Annotated in this window: 2 protein-coding genes, 1 tRNA gene and 1 pseudogene; 3 read left to right on the top strand and 1 reads right to left on the bottom strand. The window is 73.7% G+C overall.

Going from position 1 to position 3,262, the window contains the following annotated elements; all coding sequences use genetic code 11:
* On the top strand, window positions 1–976 hold a 976-nt coding region (locus VIU94_RS08675; RefSeq protein WP_331909295.1), incomplete at its 5' end, for a glycoside hydrolase family 6 protein.
* A 64-nt stretch (window positions 977–1,040) separates the two neighbouring features.
* Here the strand turns inward: VIU94_RS08675 and VIU94_RS08670 are convergent.
* Window positions 1,041–1,114, bottom strand: a tRNA-Lys gene (locus VIU94_RS08670).
* A 184-nt stretch (window positions 1,115–1,298) separates the two neighbouring features.
* Here VIU94_RS08670 and VIU94_RS08665 point away from each other — a divergent pair.
* Both VIU94_RS08665 and VIU94_RS08660 read left to right on the top strand, forming a co-directional pair.
* Window positions 1,299–2,627 (top strand): peptidoglycan-binding protein, encoded by a 1,329-nt coding sequence (locus VIU94_RS08665; protein WP_331909293.1) that lies wholly within the window; start codon window positions 1,299–1,301, stop codon window positions 2,625–2,627.
* Window positions 2,628–2,653: 26 nt separating this feature from the next.
* Window positions 2,654–3,262, top strand: a pseudogene (locus VIU94_RS08660) (hypothetical protein); the annotation flags it as partial.

The raw sequence follows: 3,262 nt of genomic DNA, 5'->3' as shown, positions 1-3,262 counted from the left end.
CGGGTGCGGCGCGCCCGGCGCAGGCGCGGGCGCAGACGTCGACCGGGCGGGGGCGCTCGATCTGGGCGTGGTGCCGGGCGCGCCCGCGCGGCCCAGGAACACCGCCCCCTTCTGGGTCAACCCGGACGGCACCGCGGCCCGCCAGGTCTCCGCGTACGTCAGGGCCGGCCGGGCCTCCGAGGCGGCGCTGATCAAGAAGATCGCCAAGCAGCCCGTCGGAGAGTGGATCGGCGCCGACGAGCCCGAGGAGGAGGCCCGCGAGTTCACCGAGGCCGCCGCCCAGGCAGACCGGGACGCCCTGCTCGTCGTCTACAACATCCCGCACCGCGACTGCGGGCAGCACTCGGCCGGCGGCGCCGAGGACGGCGCGGCCTACCGGGACTGGGTGGAGCAGGTCGCCCGCGGCATCGGCGAGCGCCGCGCCACCGTGATCCTGGAGCCGGACGCCGTGATGCACATGGTCGACGGCTGCACGGAGCAGTCGTACCAGGAGGAGCGGTACGCCCTGCTCAAGGCGGCCGTCCAGCGCCTGAAGCGGCAGCCGCACACCACCGTCTACGTGGACGCGGGCAACGCGGGCTGGGGGAGGCCGGAGCAGCTCACCGAGCCGCTGCGGCGCGCCGGGATCGCGCAGGCCGACGGCTTCGCGGTGAACGTCTCGAACTTCCAGACCACCGAGGCCAGCACCGCGTACGGGAAGCGGCTCTCCACCCTGATCGACGGGAAACCGTTCGTCGTCGACACCAGCCGCAACGGCAACGGCCCCTACACGGCCGGCGACCCCGCGGAGAACTGGTGCAACCCGCCGGGCCGCGCGCTCGGCCGCCCCCCGACCACCCGCACCGCCGACCCGCTGGTCCGCGCCTACCTGTGGATCAAGCGCCCGGGCGAGTCGGACGGCGCGTGCAAGGGCGGTCCGAAGGCGGGCGACTGGTTCGAGCCGTACGCCCTGGAACTGGCACGCAACGCGGGCTGACCCGGCACTGCCCCGACCATGATCGAAGCCCCCTCACCGATGGTGAGGGGGCTTCGATTGCGCGTGCGCCGCCAGGGACTCGAACCCCGGACCCGCTGATTAAGAGTCAGCTGCTCTAACCAACTGAGCTAGCGGCGCGTGCTGACGAAGAAAACTCTACCTGATGTTTGAGAGTGCTCCTGACCATTTCCGATCCGCTCCGGCCTGTCGGATGGTCGTTTCGTAGCTTCGATCCGTCAAAATGCGATATGTCCGGACAGTTGAGACACTGACGCCCGTGCACCAGCGCCAGAAGATCTTGACGAGTGTGGAGGGGATTCGCATGAGCGTGCCGGTATTCGAGGAGTACGAGCCCGCTGCCGACTGCGCCTGCCCCGGCTGCGCGCAGCAGCGCCGCGACCTCGCCCTGGGCCTTCCTGTCCGGGCGGGCGGCCACCCGGCGGCGCACGGAGCGCGCCGCGCGCTGGTCCTGGTGACCGCGGCGGGCGCGGTTCTGGGCGGCGGGGGTGTGGCGGGAGCGGAGACGGTGGGGACGGGTTCGGCCGCGGCGGTCGACGAGGGCCATCAGCCGGACACCCCGCAGGGCGACGCCGGTCCGCTGCACGGCCGCGGCGCGTCCGGGCACCCCGGCCCGCCGGCCGCCGGCCCCGCCCCGACGAGCAGTCAGATCTCCGCCGAGACGCTGCGCCACAGCACCCGGGCCGAGATCGTCAACCGGGCCAAGCTGTGGGTCGAGGCGCAGGTCCCGTACTCGATGGTGCAGTACTGGTCCGACGGCTACCGCCAGGACTGCTCCGGCTACATCTCCATGGCCTGGAACCTGCCCGCCAACGAGTGGACGGGCAGCCTGGCCCGGTACGGAACCCGGATCGACCGCACCGAGCTGCAGCCCGGCGACATGCTGCTTTTTCATAATCCGGACAACCCGACGCGGGGCTCGCACGTGACGGTCTTCGGCGGCTGGACGGACTACACCCACACGTCGTACATCGCGTACGAGCAGACGAAGCCGCGCACGCGCAGGCAGGCGACGCCGATGGGGTACTGGAACAACGCGGACAAGTACCTGGCGTACCGCTACAAGGGCCTGGTCGCGGGCGCCGGCGGCGCTCCGAGCGCCACGGCGTACCCCGGGGCGGCGTACTTCGGCCCCGGCGCGGACAACAAGTACGTCACGCAGCTCGGAAAGATGCTGGTCGAGCGGGGCGGCGGGCGCTTCTACGCGGACGGCGGCCCCGGGCCGCGCTGGGGCGAGGCGGACCGCAGGGCGACCGAGGCGTTCCAGCGGGCGCAGGGCTGGACGGGCAAGGACGCGGACGGGCTGCCGGGCGCCGAGACCTGGCGACTTCTGGCCACCGGCAAGGGCCGGGCCATCGGCGGTTCGAGTGGTTCGGGCGGGTCCAGCGCGTCCGCACCGGCATTCCCCGGGCGTGGCTCCTTCCGTCTGGGCCAGTCCAACGCATATGTGGAGAAACTGGGCAAGCAGTTGGTGAAGCGGGGCTTCGGCAAGCACTACCTGTCGGGCCCCGGTCCGCGCTGGACGGAGGCGGACCGCCGCAACGTCGAGGCCTTCCAGCGAGCCCAGGGCTGGCACGGCGCGGCGGCCGACGGCTACCCGGGGCCGGAGACCTGGCGCCGGTTGTTCGGATGAACCAGTAAGAGCAAGAGGTGGAACGCATGACCACAGCGACACCCAACCGCGACAACGAGGACGACGACCCCACCGCGGGCCGGAACCGGGGGCTGTACCCGGAGCCGGGTGCGCCGGGGGGTTATGGCGGCCTTGAGGGGTCGGGTGCGGGCGGGGGGTTGGGTGCGCCGGAGGGGGTGGGTGCGCCTGGAGGGCTGGGCGCGCCGGAGGGGCGAGGCGCTTTCGGCGCGCCCGCTGCTCCGGGTCCGGGGACGGATCGCGGTGCGCCGGCGGGCCCGGGCGCTCCGGTCGAGCCGAGCGCCGTGGGCGGTCCGGACGGCTCCGGGGCGTCGGTGGGTTCGGGTGCACCCGGGGCGCCCGGCGGCCCGGGGCGTACGGAACCGCCGGGGGCGCCGCGTACGACCTCGGTGCGGCGGACGCCGGTGATCGGGGCGGAGACGACCGGCTCGATCCCGGTCCACCGGCTGTTCCGCGAGGGCTCGGCGGACCTGTCGGCTCCCGCCGGCGACCTCGACTCCGGCCCGGACACCCAGCCGATGCCCGACCTCCCGCCGCGGCACGGCGCGGCCGGCCGCGCGTCGGCGCGGGGATTCGGCGTGAGCGACGCGGCGGAGGGCTCCACGCCCCGCGACGCG

Origin of the sequence: Streptomyces sp., assembly GCF_036566765.1 — a bacterium.
Taxonomy (GTDB): Bacteria; Actinomycetota; Actinomycetes; order Streptomycetales; family Streptomycetaceae; genus Streptomyces.
This window is presented reverse-complemented; position numbering and strand designations above follow the sequence as displayed.